The 18,542-nt window shown below is 41.6% G+C and carries 16 protein-coding genes and 2 pseudogenes; 9 read left to right on the top strand and 9 right to left on the bottom strand.

Annotated features, from left to right (window positions below; genetic code table 11):
* Window positions 1-62: 62 nt before the first annotated feature.
* Window positions 63-1,127, bottom strand: a complete 1,065-nt coding sequence (locus tag RRG12_RS18100) for a YheT family hydrolase (RefSeq protein ID WP_069074232.1) — start codon at window positions 1,125-1,127, stop codon at window positions 63-65.
* A gap of 157 nt (window positions 1,128-1,284) precedes the next feature.
* Here RRG12_RS18100 and RRG12_RS18095 point away from each other — a divergent pair, with 157 nt between their 5' ends.
* Window positions 1,285-2,028, top strand: a complete 744-nt coding sequence (locus RRG12_RS18095; protein WP_069074231.1) for a response regulator transcription factor — start codon at window positions 1,285-1,287, stop codon at window positions 2,026-2,028.
* Window positions 2,029-2,262: 234 nt separating this feature from the next.
* On the opposite strand, the gene RRG12_RS18090 is transcribed toward RRG12_RS18095, so the two are convergent.
* The 6 genes from RRG12_RS18090 to RRG12_RS18065 form a co-directional block, all read right to left on the bottom strand.
* Window positions 2,263-3,009 carry a Uma2 family endonuclease gene (locus RRG12_RS18090; RefSeq protein ID WP_420760235.1) on the bottom strand — a complete coding sequence of 249 codons (747 nt, stop codon included), beginning with the start codon at window positions 3,007-3,009 and terminating at the stop codon, window positions 2,263-2,265.
* Between the two features lie 177 nt (window positions 3,010-3,186).
* Window positions 3,187-3,579: a hypothetical protein gene (locus RRG12_RS18085; protein ID WP_420760234.1), complete on the bottom strand. Its 393-nt coding sequence runs from the start codon at window positions 3,577-3,579 to the stop codon at window positions 3,187-3,189.
* 102 nt (window positions 3,580-3,681) lie between these two features.
* Window positions 3,682-3,939 (bottom strand): hypothetical protein, encoded by a 258-nt coding sequence (locus RRG12_RS18080; protein ID WP_176727193.1) that lies wholly within the window; start codon window positions 3,937-3,939, stop codon window positions 3,682-3,684.
* Between the two features lie 13 nt (window positions 3,940-3,952).
* Window positions 3,953-4,159, bottom strand: a complete 207-nt coding sequence (locus RRG12_RS18075; protein ID WP_069074228.1) for a hypothetical protein — start codon at window positions 4,157-4,159, stop codon at window positions 3,953-3,955.
* Window positions 4,160-4,214: 55 nt separating this feature from the next.
* A complete protein-coding gene (locus RRG12_RS18070) occupies window positions 4,215-5,714 on the bottom strand; it encodes a cryptochrome/photolyase family protein (protein WP_420760233.1) in 1,500 nt (499 codons plus the stop codon).
* A 255-nt stretch (window positions 5,715-5,969) separates the two neighbouring features.
* Entirely contained in the window at window positions 5,970-6,761 is a 792-nt protein-coding gene (locus RRG12_RS18065) for an SAM hydrolase/SAM-dependent halogenase family protein (protein WP_420760232.1), read from the bottom strand.
* A 155-nt stretch (window positions 6,762-6,916) separates the two neighbouring features.
* Between RRG12_RS18065 and RRG12_RS18060 the strand changes: the two genes are divergently transcribed.
* The 5 genes and pseudogenes from RRG12_RS18060 to RRG12_RS18040 form a co-directional block, all read left to right on the top strand.
* Window positions 6,917-7,816: a hypothetical protein gene (locus tag RRG12_RS18060; protein ID WP_420760231.1), complete on the top strand. Its 900-nt coding sequence runs from the start codon at window positions 6,917-6,919 to the stop codon at window positions 7,814-7,816.
* Window positions 7,817-7,830: 14 nt separating this feature from the next.
* The gene (locus tag RRG12_RS18055; protein ID WP_420760230.1) at window positions 7,831-9,753 is read left to right on the top strand and encodes a hypothetical protein; all 1,923 of its coding nucleotides are present in this window, start codon (window positions 7,831-7,833) and stop codon (window positions 9,751-9,753) included.
* A 93-nt stretch (window positions 9,754-9,846) separates the two neighbouring features.
* Window positions 9,847-10,521 (top strand): annotated as a pseudogene (locus tag RRG12_RS18050) (M90 family metallopeptidase); the annotation flags it as partial.
* Between the two features lie 122 nt (window positions 10,522-10,643).
* The gene (locus tag RRG12_RS18045) at window positions 10,644-12,386 is read left to right on the top strand and encodes an IS1634 family transposase (protein WP_420758750.1); all 1,743 of its coding nucleotides are present in this window, start codon (window positions 10,644-10,646) and stop codon (window positions 12,384-12,386) included.
* Between the two features lie 29 nt (window positions 12,387-12,415).
* Window positions 12,416-12,577: pseudogene (locus RRG12_RS18040) on the top strand (zinc-dependent peptidase); the annotation flags it as partial.
* Between the two features lie 121 nt (window positions 12,578-12,698).
* Here RRG12_RS18040 and RRG12_RS18035 read toward each other — a convergent pair.
* Together RRG12_RS18035 and RRG12_RS18030 are read right to left on the bottom strand one after the other, a co-directional pair.
* Window positions 12,699-13,154 carry an EVE domain-containing protein gene (locus RRG12_RS18035; RefSeq protein ID WP_420760229.1) on the bottom strand — a complete coding sequence of 152 codons (456 nt, stop codon included), beginning with the start codon at window positions 13,152-13,154 and terminating at the stop codon, window positions 12,699-12,701.
* Window positions 13,155-13,289: 135 nt separating this feature from the next.
* Window positions 13,290-13,934 (bottom strand): class I SAM-dependent methyltransferase, encoded by a 645-nt coding sequence (locus RRG12_RS18030; protein WP_420760228.1) that lies wholly within the window; start codon window positions 13,932-13,934, stop codon window positions 13,290-13,292.
* Window positions 13,935-14,205: 271 nt separating this feature from the next.
* On the opposite strand from RRG12_RS18030, the gene RRG12_RS18025 reads away from it, so the two are divergent.
* From RRG12_RS18025 to RRG12_RS18015, 3 genes are all read left to right on the top strand, one after another.
* Window positions 14,206-15,864, top strand: coding sequence for an ArnT family glycosyltransferase (locus RRG12_RS18025; RefSeq protein WP_420760227.1), 1,659 nt, complete (start codon window positions 14,206-14,208; stop codon window positions 15,862-15,864).
* A 75-nt stretch (window positions 15,865-15,939) separates the two neighbouring features.
* Window positions 15,940-16,407, top strand: coding sequence for a MarR family winged helix-turn-helix transcriptional regulator (locus RRG12_RS18020; protein WP_420760226.1), 468 nt, complete (start codon window positions 15,940-15,942; stop codon window positions 16,405-16,407).
* A 294-nt stretch (window positions 16,408-16,701) separates the two neighbouring features.
* Window positions 16,702-18,144 carry an HlyD family secretion protein gene (locus tag RRG12_RS18015; RefSeq protein ID WP_420760225.1) on the top strand — a complete coding sequence of 481 codons (1,443 nt, stop codon included), beginning with the start codon at window positions 16,702-16,704 and terminating at the stop codon, window positions 18,142-18,144.
* Window positions 18,145-18,542 lie beyond the last annotated feature (398 nt).

The raw sequence follows: 18,542 nt of genomic DNA, 5'->3' as shown, positions 1-18,542 counted from the left end.
GCTTCCAAGCAATACGACTCCATCCGTCGAGTATCCTAGCAACTAGAATGTCGTTCTGCCTATTACTCTGTTCGTTGTTGCTCTAACCATTGTAAGACCCGATTCCATGCCCACCAAGGATCAGAATCGTTTACCTGACGCTGGCACTCTTTACTGCTCAAATAGCCAACATGGCCGCCGTACTGAGTGAGAAACAAATCTATTGCAGAATTGCGATCGCAAGCTTCTTCTAATTCCGGTATGATACTTGGGTCAAAAAGTGGGTCATCAGCGGCATATAAAATCAAAGTTGGTTTCGAGATTTGCGGCAATATTTGTAAAGCACTACTAGCTTGGTAATATGCTTCCACAGAAGGAAAACCAAGTCGCTTAATTACCAGTTCATTGTCAAAACCCCAAATACTGTTCGCCCGTTCAATCGCTTCTGGGTCAAGGCTTCCAGGATGAGCATCATGAATCCGCCATGCCAGTTTTTTTAAATTTTGGGCAATCCCTGCTTCCAAATATCTACCAAATGGCTTTGTAACTAGATAAGATAGCGATCGCTCCGAATCCAAGCTTGGACAAATCACCATACCACCGCCAATATCGCTATCTTCTAGTCCTAAATCTCCATAGTCCCTAATCACCTCACCAGCCACCTTCACCGCCCATAGCGCCAATTGCCCCCCTAAAGAATACCCTGTAAACCAAAATTTACCCGGACATCCCATTGCCTTAGCTGCGGCGGCGATGCGAACAAAATCTTCCCCCTCATACAAACCATCAGAAGTTAGAGTCGGGGACAGTTCGGCACTTTTGCCGTGGGCACGCCAATCAAATAACACAATCGCGTATCCTTGAGCGTAAGCCTTACGTCCTAGCACCCTCAAAAACCATTCCGTCTCTAACTCTCCGGTAATGCCATAAGTACCAATAATCGTGCTGTGAGCATTTTCCGGGATGGCAACCAAGCCAAAAATTGGCACACCTTGACCACCAATGAAGATTTTCTCGTGATAAGACGGTTCTGGGTCTTTAGTAGTACTTTGCCAGTTACGTTTTCCCCACAAAGCGGTGTATACAGTCATGATCACACCGTTTTGTAAAAACCAAGACGGATTGTAGGGGGGAGTATAACACATCATAGACTATAAGATTTCGTGTAATTGAGTCTTGATTTCACAGTCATTTAATCTTAATATTTATGTAAGATTTAAAAACTTTTTCATCATTGATTCAAAAATCTTTGTATCTATCAAAGGTTGTTAATTATCCTTAATAAGTAGTAATAATTTTTTAAGAATGCCGAGGATTCTTGTCATAGACGATGACCCAGCGATTTCAGAACTAGTTGCCGTCAACTTGGAAATGGCTGGCTACGATGTTAGTCAAGCTGAAGATGGCATCAAAGGTCAAGCGCTGGCTCTCCAGCTACAACCAGACTTGATCATGCTCGATTTAATGTTGCCTAGAGTAGATGGGTTCACCGTTTGCCAACGCCTGCGCCGAGACGATCGCACCTCTGAGATTCCCGTGTTAATGTTGACGGCTTTGAGCCAAACTCAGGACAAGGTGGAAGGCTTCAATGCTGGCGCAGATGACTACCTCACCAAACCTTTTGAAGTTGAAGAACTGCTAGCGCGGGTACGGGCACTTTTGCGGCGGACTGACCGGATTCCCCAAGCCGCAAAGCATAGTGAGATTCTCAACTATGGCTCATTGACCCTCGTTCCCGAAAGATTTGAGGCAATATGGTTCAATGAGACGGTGAAATTGACTCACTTGGAATTTGAGTTACTTCACTGCTTATTGCAACGCCACGGTCAAACAGTTTCTCCCAGCGAAATCCTCAGAGAAGTTTGGGGCTACGATCCTGATGATGACATAGAAACGATTCGAGTGCATATTCGCCACTTGAGAACCAAACTTGAACCAGATCCTCGCCATCCCCGCTATATCAAAACAGTGTATGGTGCTGGATACTGTCTTGAGTTACCCGGTATACCTCCATCAGTAGAAGGTGCTTCTGTAACAGTGGTGGAGTGAAATCACCCAAGCAGTACTGAGTGGTGAGTGTCCAGATTTGTAGGCTAGCACAGCTGTGCACGCCTACGAATTTTATATACTTTTGTACCAGCTTTTAAGCTATGGAACCTTTAACTACTGAGGCGATCGCATTTTTGCCTCAACTGTATTCTAAATATTCTGAATTCTAACTCCTGAATTCTGACTCCTGAATTCTGAATTCTGAATTCTGAATTCTGAATTCTGCTCTAAGTTCTACGTTTCTATTTCAGATTTATTCAAACCTGTTAACCTAGCTACCTGTTCGATTGTCATCCCAGACTCAAGTAAGTTGCGTGCAGTTTGTAATAACTGTGATTCTGCCTTGTCTGCCCTTTGGCGTTCCTTTTCTTCAGGAGTTGGCAGTAATTCTCCTAACGACATTGCCCAGCGTAACCAAGTAGCATTAATACCTTTATAATTTCCCTGCCAAAGCTGCAATGCTAACCCTAAAGATTGACTCACCAACTGATTTTGAGCATTTGCGGCAATGGGTTGATAAACTCCTTTTTCATTAGAAAAACCAGCCAAATCATCAGGGTTAAAAGGGTCATACCAGAAATATTCTGGTACACGCATTTGATTTTGATAAATCAACTTTTTGAAGTTTTTGTCTGCTTGGGCTGTGCTGTCAGAAAGTAACTCAATAACTACATCTGGTGCTTTTCCTTCTTCCCAAACTACCCAACTGCGTCGTTCTCCTTTAGGGACTCCCAACACAGCAAAAAAGTCTGGCCCTTTAAAGTCTTTGTTCCGCACCTGCGCCAGACTGTAGTAAACAAACATATTACCGCCAATAAACCCATCCTCTCGTTCTGACAACCAAGGTATCAGAGCATCTATGAGCAAGTCCATCTGGGCTTTATGGCGTGCGCTTTCCATTGGAATACCGTCATCGTAGGGTAATTCTGCTTGGGTGGGTGGGAGTTGAATATCTGGTGCAGCTAGGATAGTTTCTGACATAGCTTTTCACCTGTTGGCTGGGCGTTGCGGATATTTTTATCTTAAGCGATCGCCTCAATCTAAACCCCAAGATCGATAAAGGCGATCGCTTCATCCCGGAAAGAAGTGTGCGATCGCCTTTATAAAAACCCTAATTGCAATGCAACGTCTCTACTAATGATTGAAGACTGCGATATCCTATTTAATTTGCAAACCAGTAGAAGCAGGTTGACCGAAAGCAGAAACCACACTTTGACGCACAATACGCTTGCGAGCGCTTTTACGAGTACCTCCAGCCATCTGATACTCATAGCTATTATTACCAAATTTATAAGCTATACCACGCAAAATTTTCTCAGAATAGTCTGCCAAATCTTCTTCATTTTCAAGAATCTGGGTTAACAAGATATCAATAGTGGAGAGGGTGGTATTGTATGCTTCTAGAGATTGTCGCAGGCTTTCGATTTTTACAGTATAATCTTTGACTGACAATCCCTCTCCGACATCTAGACTTGAATTAATAGATTTAATGCTTGCTAGACGTGTTTCAGCTTTGCCAAGAATACGTGAATTACGTTTTGGTCTTGCCATAATTGTTACTCATTTTTTAAATTTACATAACTCTATAGTGGACAATTGTTTAAAAAGTTGTCATACGTAAAATTATTGATTTTTATCAATAAACTTAGAATTTCAGTAATTTACATCTACTGTTGATAACGTCAGGGCGGAAGCTGCTACAGCCTGCGCGAAACACTCAAACGTGAAGGCAGAAATTGCTACAGCCAAGGCAGAAGTTGCTACAGACTGCGCGAAACACTCAAACGTGAAGGCGGAAGTTGCTACAGTTAAGGCGGAAGTTGCTACAGCGTGCGCGAAACACTCAAACGTGAAGACAGAAGTTGCTACAGCCAAAGCAGATTGGAAATGGCTGGCTACGATGTTAGTCAAGCTGAAGACGGCATCAAAGGGCTGTAGCAGACTGACTAATTTCAGTTGGCGGCCGTTTAATTTTTCCCTCGCAGTAACCCAGGTCGTACATACTAGCAGCTTGAGAATCTTCTTCTGGTGCCAATTTAGCTTTTCCAGCCCAAGCATCAGATTTTCCTAAGTTAAACCAATCTTCATTAGTCATCCCTGAACCAAATGTGTTCTCGGTTGTTTTTGTCATTTAAGTACCTCTACCGTACTGATAAGTGACTGGTTCTGATATACCTTTACGATACCTATAATTGGGCGTGCCAATCTTGAGCTTGTTGACGGATAGACTGTAATTCTTCAGCAGACATTTTATCCAAATTCTTTAAAATAAAACTCATCCTTCCTTGAGACTGTAGTTGTTGGCGGTGTCTGTCAAGAAAATCCCAATAGAAGAAGTTGAACGGACAAGCATTTTTACCTACACGTTCCTTATGGTTATAAACACAACTTTTACAATAGTCACTCATTTTATTTATATAGTTAGCAGAAGCAGCATAGGGTTTAGATGCCAACACACCTCCATCAGCAAATAAACCCATACCAATAACATTTGTCTGCATTACCCAGTCATAAGCATCTATAAACACTGCATGGAACCAGTTTTCTACAGATTGTGGTGAAAGTCCGGCAATTAAAGCAAAATTACTCAACACCATTAACCGTTGGATATGATGAGCGTAGCCAGTGCGTTCCACTTGCCTAAGAATCTGGTGTAAACAATTCATTTCGGTTCTACTTGTCCAGAAAAAATCTGGTAGTGGTTGTGTATGGTTAAACCAATTTTTATCTGAGTAATCTGCATCTACATAGTGATAAATACCGTGCATATATTCTCGCCAACCCAACAGCTGACGAATGAAACCTTCCACACTATTTAAAGGCAATTGCTGTTGGAAGTATGCTTGTTGTACGGCTTCAATTACCTCAATTGGTTGGAGTAACCCAATATTTAAATAAGGAGAAAGTAGCGCGTGCCACATTGTTTCTTCTCCCGTTACCATTGCATCTTGATAGGGGCCAAAATTCGGTAGACGGTTTTGAATAAACCAGTCTAATACTAGAAGTGCCTGTTGACGATTTATCCCCCAGCGAAAAGGTTTTATTTCTCCATAAGTTGGGCAAGTGAGAGAATTAACTTGATCAATGACATCGAGAGTAATTTCGTCTGGTTCAAACCATTGTGCAGGTGGTGTGTTTAATTTACCTTTGGGTGGTTGACGATTTTCTTTATCTAAATTCCACTGTCCGCCGACTGGTTTATCTTTCTCCATTAAAATTTGGAAACGTCGCCTTCCTTCCCGATAAAAGTCTTCCATTAATAGACGCTTACGACCTGACGCCCAATTATTGAATTCTTCTGTACTCCACAAAAAATGATTGTTAGGAATCAAGGTAATTGTGCAAAATAGTTCTAAACTTTGAATCATTTGGGTGAACGGTAGATCATTCGGTGTCATCACCCGCAACTGAGTAATTTGATTTTCCCTAATCCATTCTTGGAGTGGTGTTTCAAAATCTTCAGCTATTTTGTATGTGACTGAATATTTTAGTTGTCGCAACTCTTGGGCAAAATGCCTCATTGCCGACCAAAGTAAGACCAGCTTTTGCTGATGGTAAGGTCTTACTTGAACATGATCCAGTGACTCAATTAAAATTACAGGCACGTTCTCTTGATCAAAACAACTTTGTAAAGCTGCTTGTTTTACCCAAAGTTGGTCGCCTAATATCCAAACCCCAATTGTCATTGTTATTACCACTAATACCCACACCTACAGATAAACATAGATAGTGTTTATTTGTAAGGCGTGGGGGAGTGGATTTGATTTGGTAGTTTATCGAACAGAATTCAGGAGTCAGGAGTCAGAATTCAGAATGAATTCTGTACGACCCGCGACTGATTGATTCTGACTCCTGTTAGCGGATAGCTAAGGTTTAGCCCATTCTGACTTCTGAATTCTTCTTCAAGAGTTTTCTTTTAGAATTTCTGGGGGCGATCGATTTTAGGCAATTCTAGTTACTTGCTGATTCACACGGGGACGACCAAAGCGCTCCCAAGCACTCCCTCCTCGCAGAAATAGTTCTAAAAAGCGCAATGGTTCCCCTGAATCGCCTCTTGACCAACCGGAACTACCAGGAGCAAAAGCTAAAGTTCCTTCAGATACCTTGAAACTGCCATCAGAATATACTGCATCGCTGACCACATCTCCAATGCGAATCACGATCTTGCTTTGAGGCTCCAAGTTAAGTGTATGCGCCCCAATAGTTGTTTTGATGTTGCCGTAGCCATCAACCCAGGCAATTCGATCTGGTGGAACGTCTGGGATTTGCTCACTCTTCAAGCTATCTCCCAAAAGGCTAAAATCTTCATTCATAATGGCAGCCGCAGCTGGAGGAAACACATCCCGTGAGCGAAACTGCGAACCACCACGAGAAACGTTGACCACTCGCAACTCCTTTGTATGGTCTTTGATAAAGGAGAGGGTGTAACCTGCATTCACACCCACTACTTTTACACCATTGGATAAAAGGGCATAAGTTAGTCCTTCACCTTCATTGTCTCGACGGGCTTCAGGATCATCTTGGCGAGGCGCACAGTTGTGATAAATTAAGCGATCGCTAGGGCCTGGGTTAAGTCCGAGTTGGGCAATCCAAAATCCCGTTGCTAAGGTACTGAATGCTGGAACCGAAAGCAAATGAATTTGGGCATGGGGAAAAGTCATCAGCAGACGTTGTGTGACTTCAGTAAATGCCGGATCTCCTGTACCGTAGTCTGCAATGACGCAGATAAACATTCTGTTACTCCTTCTGATGAGTAGTAATTTGCAATCAACTTAATTCATAATTAGGAATTATGAATTATTTCGTAATTATGTGATTACAGGTTGAAATGAAAAAACGATTGTTCATTTCACTCCTAATTAATAACCTTAAAGTCTTAGTCAACGCAATGAAAACAATTACTTCACTTTTTAGCGAAGAACGCAACCAACTTCAGACAGATATTGATAATACAATCGGCATTGAGCAAATAGTGAAACTGGTTCAAAACCGACTCGATAATCTCGAAAGAATTTACATTGAAAAGCTGAATTTGGCTCAAGTTCGTCTGGCTTCCTTTTTTCTGGATACGCTGCGGCAGTCTATCGCTACTCTTGCGGCAGCTAACTATCTTCAAGTTGCTCCAACAGGACAAAAGCAAATTACTAATACAGGGACAAAGTTGTTTAGCAGCAGATTAATTCTGAAACTGCTAAAGGGACTAATTTATATAGGCATCTTAGGTTCTTTGTTTTCCTTAACGAAAACTACCCCAGGTGCGTGGATGGCTATCTTATTAACCTCTTTACTTATAGGATTAGAAATTGTACTTCAACTCGAATTAAACAATCAGCAAAATAATTCTATATCTGAAGGACTATTGGAATTACCTCAACCCATTCTTAGGGTTGATAGCAAAGTATTTCTAGATCATCTTGGCGATGCTCTCAACACTATTGACCTAGCAGTGGCTAGAGTAGAAGAATCAAATAAACATGAAGGCGATCTAGCAATAGAAGAACTGCCAGAGCTATTGAATTTTCTCCAAAGACTAATGGGCGCATCCAAACTTGATAAACCCCAAATGGCTCATGAACTGGCGAAACTTCTGCCACAGATTTTAATGTCTCAGGGAATTAACGCTCAAATTTACCGAGCAAATAGCGATCGCAATTATTTTGACTTTGAGCCAAGTATCGACCCCGATACCAAAGAACACGTGACTCTAACGCCGGCTTTGTTAAAAGGCGATCGCTTGATTAGACGCGGTAGGGTAATTGAACCAGCATATTCCTCTGCTAGAGAATAATAGACAATAAAGGTATGGAAATTTTAGAAACAATCGGTTTTGATTTGGGACACGGTGAAACGGCTGTAGCGAAAGCGATCGTGGAAAGCATCGAACCCCCCCAAATGCTGGAGATTAATAACAAGAAGAACCAAATTACGGCTCTTGGCTGGCATCCCAAACTCGGTTATCTTGTCGGCGAACAAGCATTAATTCAAGCTGGCGTTACCCAACTGACAATTTCATTCAAGCAAAAACCCAATAATGATCCCAAATATCGGGAAACAATTAGCACTTTTGTGGCAACCTACTACCGCCTTTTGAAAGAAAGTAAACAACTTGAAGGTGGTGAAGGTAGCTATTTTTACATTGGTTGCCCTTCAGGATGGACAGTTAGCGATCGCACCGAATACCAAAAGCTACTTCAAGAAGCTGGCATTCCCCAACTAAATGTTGTACCTGAATCGCGGGCTGCTTTCATGCAAGCCAAGGAAGCCGGGAAGTTGGAGTATGACAAACTTCTGGCATCGGTGCTAATTGTCGATATTGGTTCTTCAACCACAGATTTTACTCTAGTTAAAAGCTTAGAAGAGATACCCATCGATTTCGGGAGTAATACTTTAGGTGCATCCCTAATTGACAAAGCTATTTTTGCCCGGACTCTCGCCAACCACGAACAAAAAGCATTACTCGAAAAAGTATTTAAGGAATATCCCCATCACCAAGCTCGTTGTGAACTTGCTTGTCGCAAAGCTAAAGAAGATTACTTTTCTAATGAACAGCTATACAGCGATCCTGAATCCTTTGCGCGTGGCTTCGAGTCGATCAACGAACAGATTTATTTTATTCCCCAAGTGAATAAATTGATCATGGAGGAAATTTTAAACCAGCCCTTACCGGAACTGGAGCTTAATAGTTGGGTGCGATCGTTTAGCAACTCTTTAACCGAGGCGAAAGAAAAGCTAGAAAAACTTGGAATCGTGCCGAAACTTTTGCTGATGACTGGCGGTGCATCTCGCATGAAGTTTACGCACGTTCTTTGTCAGGAAATGTTTCCTGAACCAGAAACGCTGCTTCGCCCTGATCCAGAACCGGAACGCTGCATTGCACTGGGTTTAGCACGAGTAGGACGATGGGATCTACGTGCTGCTGCTTTTAAACAAGAAGTCAACAAACTATTTACCTCAAATAAGCTTAAAGGCTTGATTGAAAAGCATATCCCGGAGTTAATCGAATCACTAACTAAGCCTTTGACAGATGGCTTGATTGTCAACGCAATTAAACCAGGTTTAAAAGATTGGCAAAAAAACAAAATACGGACTTTAGCAGATTTGGAAACATCTTTATTCAGTCAAGCAGAACAGTGGCTCAAAAGCGATATTGCTGTGCAGATAATTAATCATCAATGTGCTTCTTGGTTTAGCAATAAAATCCAACCCGATTTAGCCGCACAAACCGATCCAATATGTCGAAAGTTTCAGATACCTAGAAGCAGCTTAAGATTCGAGGATAGTATTGATCCAAATTTTGTTAACCCAGAGCTACGAATTGGAGATGCTATCCTGGCTGAGACAGTAGCGTTTATTGTCAATGTAGTAATTGGTGGAGGCGCTGTGGCTAGCATCATTACTCTCATACTAACTGGGCATTTAACCTGGCCTATTGCACTAGTATATGGGGCTTCGGTTATGGCGGCAGGAATGGAGCTAAATCGTAAGAGTGTTCAAGAAGTAATCAAGACAAATGTGGATATTCCTAGTTGGATTCGTTCGAGTTTTTTGAATGACAAAAAAATTGATGATATGTGTGAGCAAATCAAGCCGGAGTTAGAGAAAGTTTTTCAAGAACAATTGACAGCAAATCAAGAGGCTTTTGACAAACTGATTGTCAAAGTTGAACAAGGGCTACAAAAAACCCTTGCCACTAAAGTTCAATCTTGTATAATTCTGATCCAATAGCAGTTATATTACCAGTAAATGTAGTTTTTATAAATTTTTACCGCATCGCCTCAGTTGACCGATAAATTAAATATGTAAACTGCTCAAAAGGAAATGATTAAAACAATAGTTGTCTTTCTCATTATTGGGCTGATCATCACTGGAATTTTAGTCAATCCTATCCTAGTTAAGAAGCGAAGAAACCGTCTGAAAAATCGTCCTTTTCCTCCACTTTGGAATGCCATTATTGAGAATAATCTTCCCATTTTTCTCTGCCTTGCTCCCGATGAAATCAGGCGACTTCAGGGGCATATTCAAGTTTTCTTAGCAGAAAAGCAATTTATTGGCTGTAGAGGATTACAGGTGACGGAGGAAATGAAACTGACTATTGCTGCTGTCGCCTGTTTACTCCTATTAAATGAACGTGGACAGTACTTTACCAAACTTCGTTCAATTCTGGTATATCCCAATGCTTATTTTGTTCAGGAAAAAAATTCTGTCGGAAATTATGTTGTTGAAGAAAGGCGTGTAGCAAGACTGGGTGAATCGTGGACGAATGACCAATTAGTAGTGTCTTGGGAACAGGTGAAACAAGACACGAATAACTGGAGAGATGGACGTAATGTTGTGCTTCATGAATTCGCCCATCAATTAGATCAAGAAAATGGTAAAGCTGAAGGAGTTCCGATACTGCAAAGTAACTCAGACTATACTATTTGGGCGAAGGTGATGACAGAAGCATATCAGCAACTTTGTAATGATGTTTTACAAGGTGTAAAGACGGTAATGCTGTGCGTTCGCTGATTTTAAGGCAGTCAAAGGAATTAATTCCTTGAGGGGTAATGATTAAGAGGATTTTTGAAGCAACTCCCTGATGAGAGTGGATTTGGGGGTAGTTTGAGTAGAGAATGATGTCAGGTGGTGGTGCATCGATGAGTGAGACAGAAGTAAAAATAAGCTCCGAGCGGATAGACGATATTCCATTAATAGTTGAATGGCTTGCTCAGATAGAGATAGCCAAACATATCGACCAAAAACTGAAGAAGCCGCACGGAAACCACCAAGGAATGAGCTACGGGCAGTTGAGTGTATTATTACTAACGTATATAATCACTCAATCAGACCATCGGTTATGTGCAGTCGAAGAATGGGTAGAAACACATCGAAAGATTTTGGAATTGACAACGGGGTGGTCGATAGGAAACAAAGATGTCAGTGATGACAGATTGGGAAGGGTAGTAGAAGAATTAGGCAAGCAATCACTTGCTAGACAAGAAATAGAAATTAAATTAGGAAGGCAGATAATTAGAGCATACGAATTACCGACAAAAATTGCACGCACAGACACAACAAGCTTCAGTGTAAATCATGAAAACACAAGTCATCTAGAAGACAATCTATTGCGTCATGGCTACTCCAAAGATAAACGCCCAGACTTATTGCAATATCGTCAGTTACTAGCAACGCTCGACCCGATGGGAATGCCGTTAGTCAGCGCCACTCTTGAAGGCAATGGAGCCGATGACCCTTTATATTTTCCCACCTGGCAAAAGATACAAAAAGTAATTGGGCACAAACATTTTGTCTTCATCGCTGACTGTAAGGCTGGTTCGATCTCAACCCGTGCCAACATCGCATTAAATGGAGGATTTTACTGTGTTCCCTTGCCAATGAGCGGACAAAACCCCCAATTGCTCAAACAATGGGTAAAACAATCATCAACAGAAATCATCGATATTCGTTTACCCCAACAAGAAGAACAAGAAACTGCTGTTGGTAAAGGTTTTGAGGTTGAGTTGGGTAAGTTTTGGTTAAATCCAGAAACAAATAAATGGGTTCGTTGGCACGAACGCTATTTGGTAGTTTATTCCCACAAGCTTGCTCTAGGAGCGATTGATAGTCAAAACAAACGCATCAATCAAGCTCAACTTGCCTTGGAGAAATTAGCCAATAAACCAGGAACCGAGCTAGATGTGCTTACTTATAAGGTTGAGAATATCCTCAAACGCCATCGCGTTACTGATTTTTTCTCAACTACGATTACAGAACAAACACGAACAGAAACTCGCCATCAAAGACGAGGACGACCCTCGAAAAATACTCTACAACAACAGGTTACTTCGACACGGCTTCAACTCCAAATTGAGAAAATTGATAGTGCAATTGTTGAAGCAGAAATTTTGGCTGGTTGGCGATTGTACGTAACTAATGCACCTACCGAACAGCTAACTTTATCTGAGTCGGTAATGTATTACCGAGACGAATGGCTTCTTGAACGCGGTTTTCATCGCTTTAAAAGGGGTTCTTTGCCTGCTTTACCGATTTACTTCCAGAATCAAAACCGAATCACTGGCTTGATGTTTTTATTAAACATTGCTTTGCGCGTTTTTACCCTTATGGAGTTTGTTGTCAGGCAGGCACTTCAACAAGCTGAAGATTCTTTGCAAGGTCTTTATGATGGCAATCCCAAACGAAAAACTCCTCGTCCTTCTGCCGAACAAATGCTTAAGGCTTTTTGTCACCTAACTCTTTACTTCCTCCCTGATTCTACGGTCTTCATTACCCCTATTAACCAGCTTCAAAAACAGATTCTTTTATTGATGAAAATCCCTGAATCCATTTATGAGCTTGAACTTAAGCCCTGTAAGACATAATTCTCACTCACAAGGTCAAAATGAGCGAACGTCCAGTAATGGATAGCTATGGTGCAACAAATCCCGCAGAATTTTTCGCCGTAGCGACTGAGACATTCTTTGAGAAACCGCACCAATTGTTATCCAAGCATCCGGCACTTTATGAGCAACTGCAACGTTACTATCAATTAGATCCTGTGCAATGGGCGTGAAGTAAGCAAGAACGAATCACGACATTATGTCCAGTTAATCAACTTACTTCAAAAATGTTTTACAAATTACGAATTACGTTAGCGACGCAGGAGCGTCATTACGAATTACGAATTATTTTAATTAGGAGGTTTTCATCGCCAGAATCTTCAAAGCTATTGCTTCAGGGACAGGCATTACAGATAACCGATTTCCTTGTCTCAGCAACATTAACTCTTCGGCGCTAAACTTCTCTTTGAGTATTGATAGTAATATGGGGTTAGAAAAAGTCTCGATAAATTCCACTACAACTGTTTGCCAGCGAGGGGATTCAAAACTTGATTTCGGGTCGTAGTATTTACTTTCTGGATCAAATTGGGTCGGGTCAGCAATATCTTTTTTCACTACACGCATTAACCCAGCAATACCGGGAGGATTAGTGCTGGAGTGATAGAAAAAAGCTAAGTCTCCTTCATCCATTTGGCGCAAAAAGTTGCGAGCTTGGTAATTGCGAACACCGTCCCAGATAGTCTCGTTCTGCTGTTGCAAGTCAGCAATACTATAGGCTTCTGGTTCTGATTTCATTAACCAATAATTCATCTACAGAAATTATGTATATACAAAAGTATTTTATTTTTGAGCAGGCAAGTAAGTTCGTAGTAAGGACTTCAGTCCTTATTTTCTAAGCACTAAAGTGCTTACTACAAGCCTTCTTGCACTAGGGAATAATTTAGCTTAACTGCGGTAAGCTATAACAGCATAAAACGGATCTCCTCCAGGTGCGCCCAACCACTGCAAGAAATTCGGTAATGTTGATTTTTGAGCTATAACTTCTGCGGTTGTAAATCCTGGAACTGACGCGAAGTAAGCTTTGACTAATTCCACTCGCTGTGCTTCTGAAGCCTCTCGCCAAGCTTGAATCGCCTTTTCAAAAAACATCCGGTTAGAAAAGCTGATAATTGCGACACCACCAGGTTTCAGGATGCGATAAATTTCGGAAAATACTGCTTCTGGATATTGCACATACTGCACAGATACGCAATTTAGAACAGCATCAAAATCTTCATCTGGTAAGGGTAACTGCGGATTTTCGTTAAGATTTTGGACAAAGTAATGATTTAAGCGGGAATTTCGTGCTAGTTCCTCGGCATTGAGTCCGTGTCCCTCCACATGGTCAAACTCCATCTCTTCTGGTAGATGAGACACCCAGCTGCTCATCATATCAAAAATACGGGTGTTGGGTTTCAGGCGATCGCGATATAAATCTGTTAACTGTTGAATAAATCCTTCATCCACATGGGTTACGAAGCGGGGATAGGCATAGAATAGCTTATCGTCTTTATCGTCTAATTTCAGGCGTTGATTCGGTTTTAACTGCATAAATCCCTATTTTGGAAGACTGTTTCCGACAATTGCGGCAATTTCAGGTATTTTTAAACAATCCCTATGTAAGATATTTTATTGAAGAAGAATTCAGAAGTCAGAATTCAGGAGTCAGAATCAAGACGCTCGAATACTCGCTAACGCTGCGCTATCCGCCACTCGCACAGAATTCATTCTGAATTCTGACTCCTGACTCCTGAATTCTGTTTCGATAACAGCAGGACACTTAAACGAATCTAAGTAGCAGCATTCAATTTTTATCAATTCAATGTTATATAAATTACCATTGTTGCAGTATATTTGGCGTCAAATCCGCCTAGTCGGATCATTACCCTATTTTAGTTTGTTAGTTTGGATACTCCCCTTATTATTATTTACTTCTGGGCACAATAGTCTGATGGCACACGATGAAGCCCTTTATGCTTCGCGGGCCCGTCTGATGTTTGATTCTGGTAATTGGATAGCTCCTTGGGAAAAGGCACATCACAAAACCCCTGGCCCTTATTGGTTAATTGCTAGTTTCTACCAGCTCTTTGGTGTTAGTGATACTACTGCGCGTCTTCCTAGTATGATTGCTGGCATTTTGAGCTTATGGCTTGTGTATGAAATCGGCAAAATTATGCTAGGCAAAAAATTAGCTTGGCTAGCTGCTGCAATTTTAAGTGTAGAATTTCTCTGGCTACAATACTCTCGCTTAAGTACACCTGATGTAGCTATGGTTCTTTTGGTTCTTTTAGCTATTTGGTCTTTTATTAAAACGGAATTACATCCTAAATATCGCTATCTTTGGAGCTTTCTAGCTGGTTTAAGTTTAGGTTTAGGCTTCTTAGTCAGAAGCTTTATGATTTTTTTGCCAATCACAGGTTTATTACCTTATTTAATTTGGGAACATCGCCGTCATCGTCATCTTACTAACCCAATTTTATATTTAGGATTTTTCGTAGGTTTAATACCTACTTGTGTTTGGCTGTGGTTAAGTTGGCTGCACTATGGAAATCAGAGTTTTGAAGAATTGCTCAACTTTCTTTTGTTTCTAAGTTCTAATGACCCTTATGATAATGGGCCGCTATTCTATATATGGAATATTCCTTTAAAATCATTTCCTTGGGCTTTCTTCGGACTTTTAGGTTTGTTTTTGACTGTCCGTCATCCAATTAGTCGCTACAATTTAATATTAGTTGGCTTTCCACTTGTATTATTTTTGGAACTGAGCTTTTTTACTACTCGTTTCCCTCATTATAGTCTTCTCCTTTATCCATTCATAGCTTTGCTTGCATCTGTAGGTTTAAACTGGCTAGGTAATATTTATCAAACAAGAAATTCCTCAGAATTACCTCTTGCAAAAGGTAAAAAAAATGTATCAAATCTTTTCGCCAAGCAGAATCTTCCCCGGAATCTTAGTTATGGCTTTGGTGGGTTAGGTGTTTTACTGATTATGGCGAGTATTGTGATTATTAGTTGGGGTGGTTCTGATATCCGCAAGTATGCAACTATTGGCTTGGCTATGGGATTGGGTTGGCTAATTTTACCTGGGGTGTGGATTAGTCGTTACCACTTTGGCAAGAAGTTTCTTACAGCCCGTTACTGGATTGCAGGTTGGCTAATTCCCTGTTGGCTAGCTTTGGCGGCGATAGGTAGCATAGGCCTGTTAAGCGATTATAATCCTGTTTTTAGAACTTTTTTACAACAACCTGCGATCGCCTCAATCCTCCAATCTCATCCGATCTACTTTGTGCAAATGGACGATAAAATCCAAGTAATGCTTGATTTCTATCTTCCTATTCAAGCTCAACCGGTTGTCTCTATTTCTCAAGTACCCGCTTTAAGCTATGCTTGGATTTATACTAACCAGACCCCTAAATTATCTCGGCCTCACCGTATTATCGATACAGTCAAAGAGTACCAGTTTATCCAAGTTCTTCCCTAAGATAGATGCAAAGCAACTGTTGCTCAAAAATATTAATCCAAGATAGAATAGTACGTACACTAAGTATTTTGCTAAATGGTTTCTACATCTAATCACTCCCCAGCTTTAGAGTCGTGGCAGCAAAATCTGGCACCATACAATTTAGGTTACAGAATCAAATTAGTCTCGCAATTGCTCAGTCGCAAGTTTACTGAGAGGCTAGAACCATTTGGATTGACGCCATTTCACTGGCTAGTATTGTGCTGTTTATGGCAAGAAGATGGTTTACCGACTTCTAGTATTGGGGACAAACTCAAACAAGTGGGAGGGACTTTGACAGGTGTACTAGATCGCATGGAAGAACGCGGCTTGGTGCGTCGAGAACGCGATACCCACGATCGCCGGATCTGGCGGATTTGGCTAACGGATGCAGGTAAGGAACTAGAAGCTGTCTTACCGCCGATCGCCGCAGCCGTGCGTGATGAAGCGATGGAAGGTATTTCTTTTGCTGACCGAGAACTGTTTTCCCAAATCTTGAATCGGGCGATCGCTAACCTCTCCTAAGGGACTTCCAACTAAAAAAATATCCCATCGCTTTGGCAAGCAGGAGAAGCAGGGGGCGCAGGGGAAGCAGGGGAGGAAGAATCTAATGATCATCTTCGCTCCAAAATTGAATAATTTAATTTCTGGAAGTCCCTAAAAGCTCATCCTATAATCACCCAACCGGGGGAAGTGATGTCAGGATTGGTTTTGAGATAATACTACGCATACTAAGGAAAAAAGATTTTTTTCAGAAAATATTACGCATTCTAAATAAACGACTATCAATCAAATTATTGAACAAGCGAGTTAAGAATCATGAGCGCGAATACTTTTAACGGACACAACCAAAACAAGATCCCAGTTATAGAAAAAGAAATGATTCCTGATTCAGAGACTTTAGAAGTTGTGACTGTAACAACAGAAGCACCTGAGATCGGGAAAGAAGTTCCACCGAAGCGGAAAAAACCGACTGCTTTAATTTTGGCAGGATTAGGTGTCGCTGCGATCGCCGCAGGTACTTTTGGTTATCACTACTGGCAATATGCCTCTACCCATCAGGAAACAGACAACGCCACTGTTGCGGGAAATATTCACCAAATTAGTAGCCGCATTCCCGGAACTGTAAGTCAGGTGCTTGTGAATGATAACCAACTGGTGCAACCGGGACAATTGTTAGTGGAGTTAGATCCACGAGACTATCAAAGTAAGGTACAACAAGCCGCCGCCGCCCTAGAAAATGCTCAAAGTCAAGCGCAAGCCGCCCAAGCAAATATTGCTTTAACTTCACAAACCACTAGTGGGAAGACAACCCAAGCGCAGGGGGATGTCAGCGGTGCAGTAGCAGCAATTTCCACAGCCCAAGCAGCAGTACAAGAAGCCCAAGCTGGGATACCAGCAGCCCAAGCCCAAGTCAGACTAGCCCAAGCAGGGATTCCCGCCGCCCAAGCCCAGGTAGCGCAAGCCAATGCGAATTTGGAAAAAGCTCAAACAGATTACAATCGTTACAACGAGTTGTATAAGACAGGTGCGATCGCTCGTCAGCAGTTAGACACCGCTAAAGCAGATTATGATGTCGCTTCCGCACAAAAAAACGCCGCCATTCAGGGAGTAGAACAAGCCCAAGCCAAGTTAGCCTCCGCCAAAGTTGGTGTAGCCCAAGCCCAATCTCAATTAGCACAAGCGCAAGAAAATGTAGTCAGCGCCCAAGCTAAATTGGCAGCATCCAAGGGAGGATTGCAACAAGCTACCGCCGGCGGACAAGATACAACAGTAAAACGTAGTCAATACGAAGCGGCAAAAGCTGCGATCGCGCAATCAGAAGCATCGCTTAAAGACGCACAATTGCAACTATCTTATGCCAACATTACCGCGCCCAGTGCCGGACGCATAGGTAGGAAAAACGTGGAAGTTGGCAACCGAGTCCAATCGGGAACACCATTAATGGCGATCGTGGATAACAGCTATTGGGTAATTGCGAACTTCAAAGAAACTCAATTAGAAAAGATGCGGCCACAAGAGCCGGTAGAAATCAAGCTAGATGCTTTCCCTCATCATACCTTTATAGGTCGTGTTGACAGTATTTCGCCAGCTTCCGGCGCTCAGTTTGCCTTATTGCCACCGGATAACGCTACAGGTAACTTTACCAAAGTTGTGCAGCGCATCCCAGTAAAAATAGTTTTTGACCAAAAGAGCATTCAAGGTTACGAATCGCGGATTACACCTGGGATGTCTGCGGAAGTTGCTGTGGAAGTTAAGTAGGTCATTTGTCATTGGTTATTAGTAATTTGTCATTGGTTATTAGTAATTTGTCACAAGATAAACGAATAATGACGAAAAATTCAATATTATTGAATTATCAGAATTTGTGCTAAGTAAATTGGTGGGAGTAAACCAAATTATGTTATGAAACGTAAATCGGCTTAGAGCTTGTTTGAAAAGTCCTCTTGTCGGCATCAAAAGTTTTAGATCCCCCTAAATCCCCCTTAAAAAGGGAGACTTTGACTCCGGTTCCCCCCTTTTTAAGGGGGGTTAGGGGGGATCAAAAGTGACTAAATTTACAGAGAAATACTTTTCAAACATCCTCTTAAAACCATTACCAATGACAAATGACGAATGACAAAGGACAAATGACAAATGACAGCAATTTACTTAACTTT

The sequence above is a fragment of the Nostoc sp. CALU 546 genome, assembly GCF_048836525.1.
Note: the sequence above shows the minus strand (reverse complement) of the source record. Positions and strands in the feature narration are given on the sequence as shown.

Coding starts and splice junctions, on each gene's coding strand:
- RRG12_RS18060 (WP_420760231.1), top strand. CDS start 6,917: ATGAAAACAATTACTTCACTTTTTAGCGAAGAACGCAACCAACTTCAG.
- RRG12_RS18020 (WP_420760226.1), top strand. CDS start 15,940: ATGGTTTCTACATCTAATCACTCCCCAGCTTTAGAGTCGTGGCAGCAA.
- RRG12_RS18065 (WP_420760232.1), bottom strand. CDS start 6,761: ATGTTTATCTGCGTCATTGCAGACTACGGTACAGGAGATCCGGCATTT.
- RRG12_RS18045 (WP_420758750.1), top strand. CDS start 10,644: ATGTCAGGTGGTGGTGCATCGATGAGTGAGACAGAAGTAAAAATAAGC.
- RRG12_RS18100 (WP_069074232.1), bottom strand. CDS start 1,127: ATGATGTGTTATACTCCCCCCTACAATCCGTCTTGGTTTTTACAAAAC.
- RRG12_RS18035 (WP_420760229.1), bottom strand. CDS start 13,154: ATGAATTATTGGTTAATGAAATCAGAACCAGAAGCCTATAGTATTGCT.
- RRG12_RS18075 (WP_069074228.1), bottom strand. CDS start 4,159: ATGACAAAAACAACCGAGAACACATTTGGTTCAGGGATGACTAATGAA.
- RRG12_RS18095 (WP_069074231.1), top strand. CDS start 1,285: ATGCCGAGGATTCTTGTCATAGACGATGACCCAGCGATTTCAGAACTA.
- RRG12_RS18090 (WP_420760235.1), bottom strand. CDS start 3,009: ATGTCAGAAACTATCCTAGCTGCACCAGATATTCAACTCCCACCCACC.
- RRG12_RS18070 (WP_420760233.1), bottom strand. CDS start 5,714: ATGACAATTGGGGTTTGGATATTAGGCGACCAACTTTGGGTAAAACAA.
- RRG12_RS18085 (WP_420760234.1), bottom strand. CDS start 3,579: ATGGCAAGACCAAAACGTAATTCACGTATTCTTGGCAAAGCTGAAACA.
- RRG12_RS18015 (WP_420760225.1), top strand. CDS start 16,702: ATGAGCGCGAATACTTTTAACGGACACAACCAAAACAAGATCCCAGTT.
- RRG12_RS18030 (WP_420760228.1), bottom strand. CDS start 13,934: ATGCAGTTAAAACCGAATCAACGCCTGAAATTAGACGATAAAGACGAT.
- RRG12_RS18025 (WP_420760227.1), top strand. CDS start 14,206: ATGTTATATAAATTACCATTGTTGCAGTATATTTGGCGTCAAATCCGC.
- RRG12_RS18055 (WP_420760230.1), top strand. CDS start 7,831: ATGGAAATTTTAGAAACAATCGGTTTTGATTTGGGACACGGTGAAACG.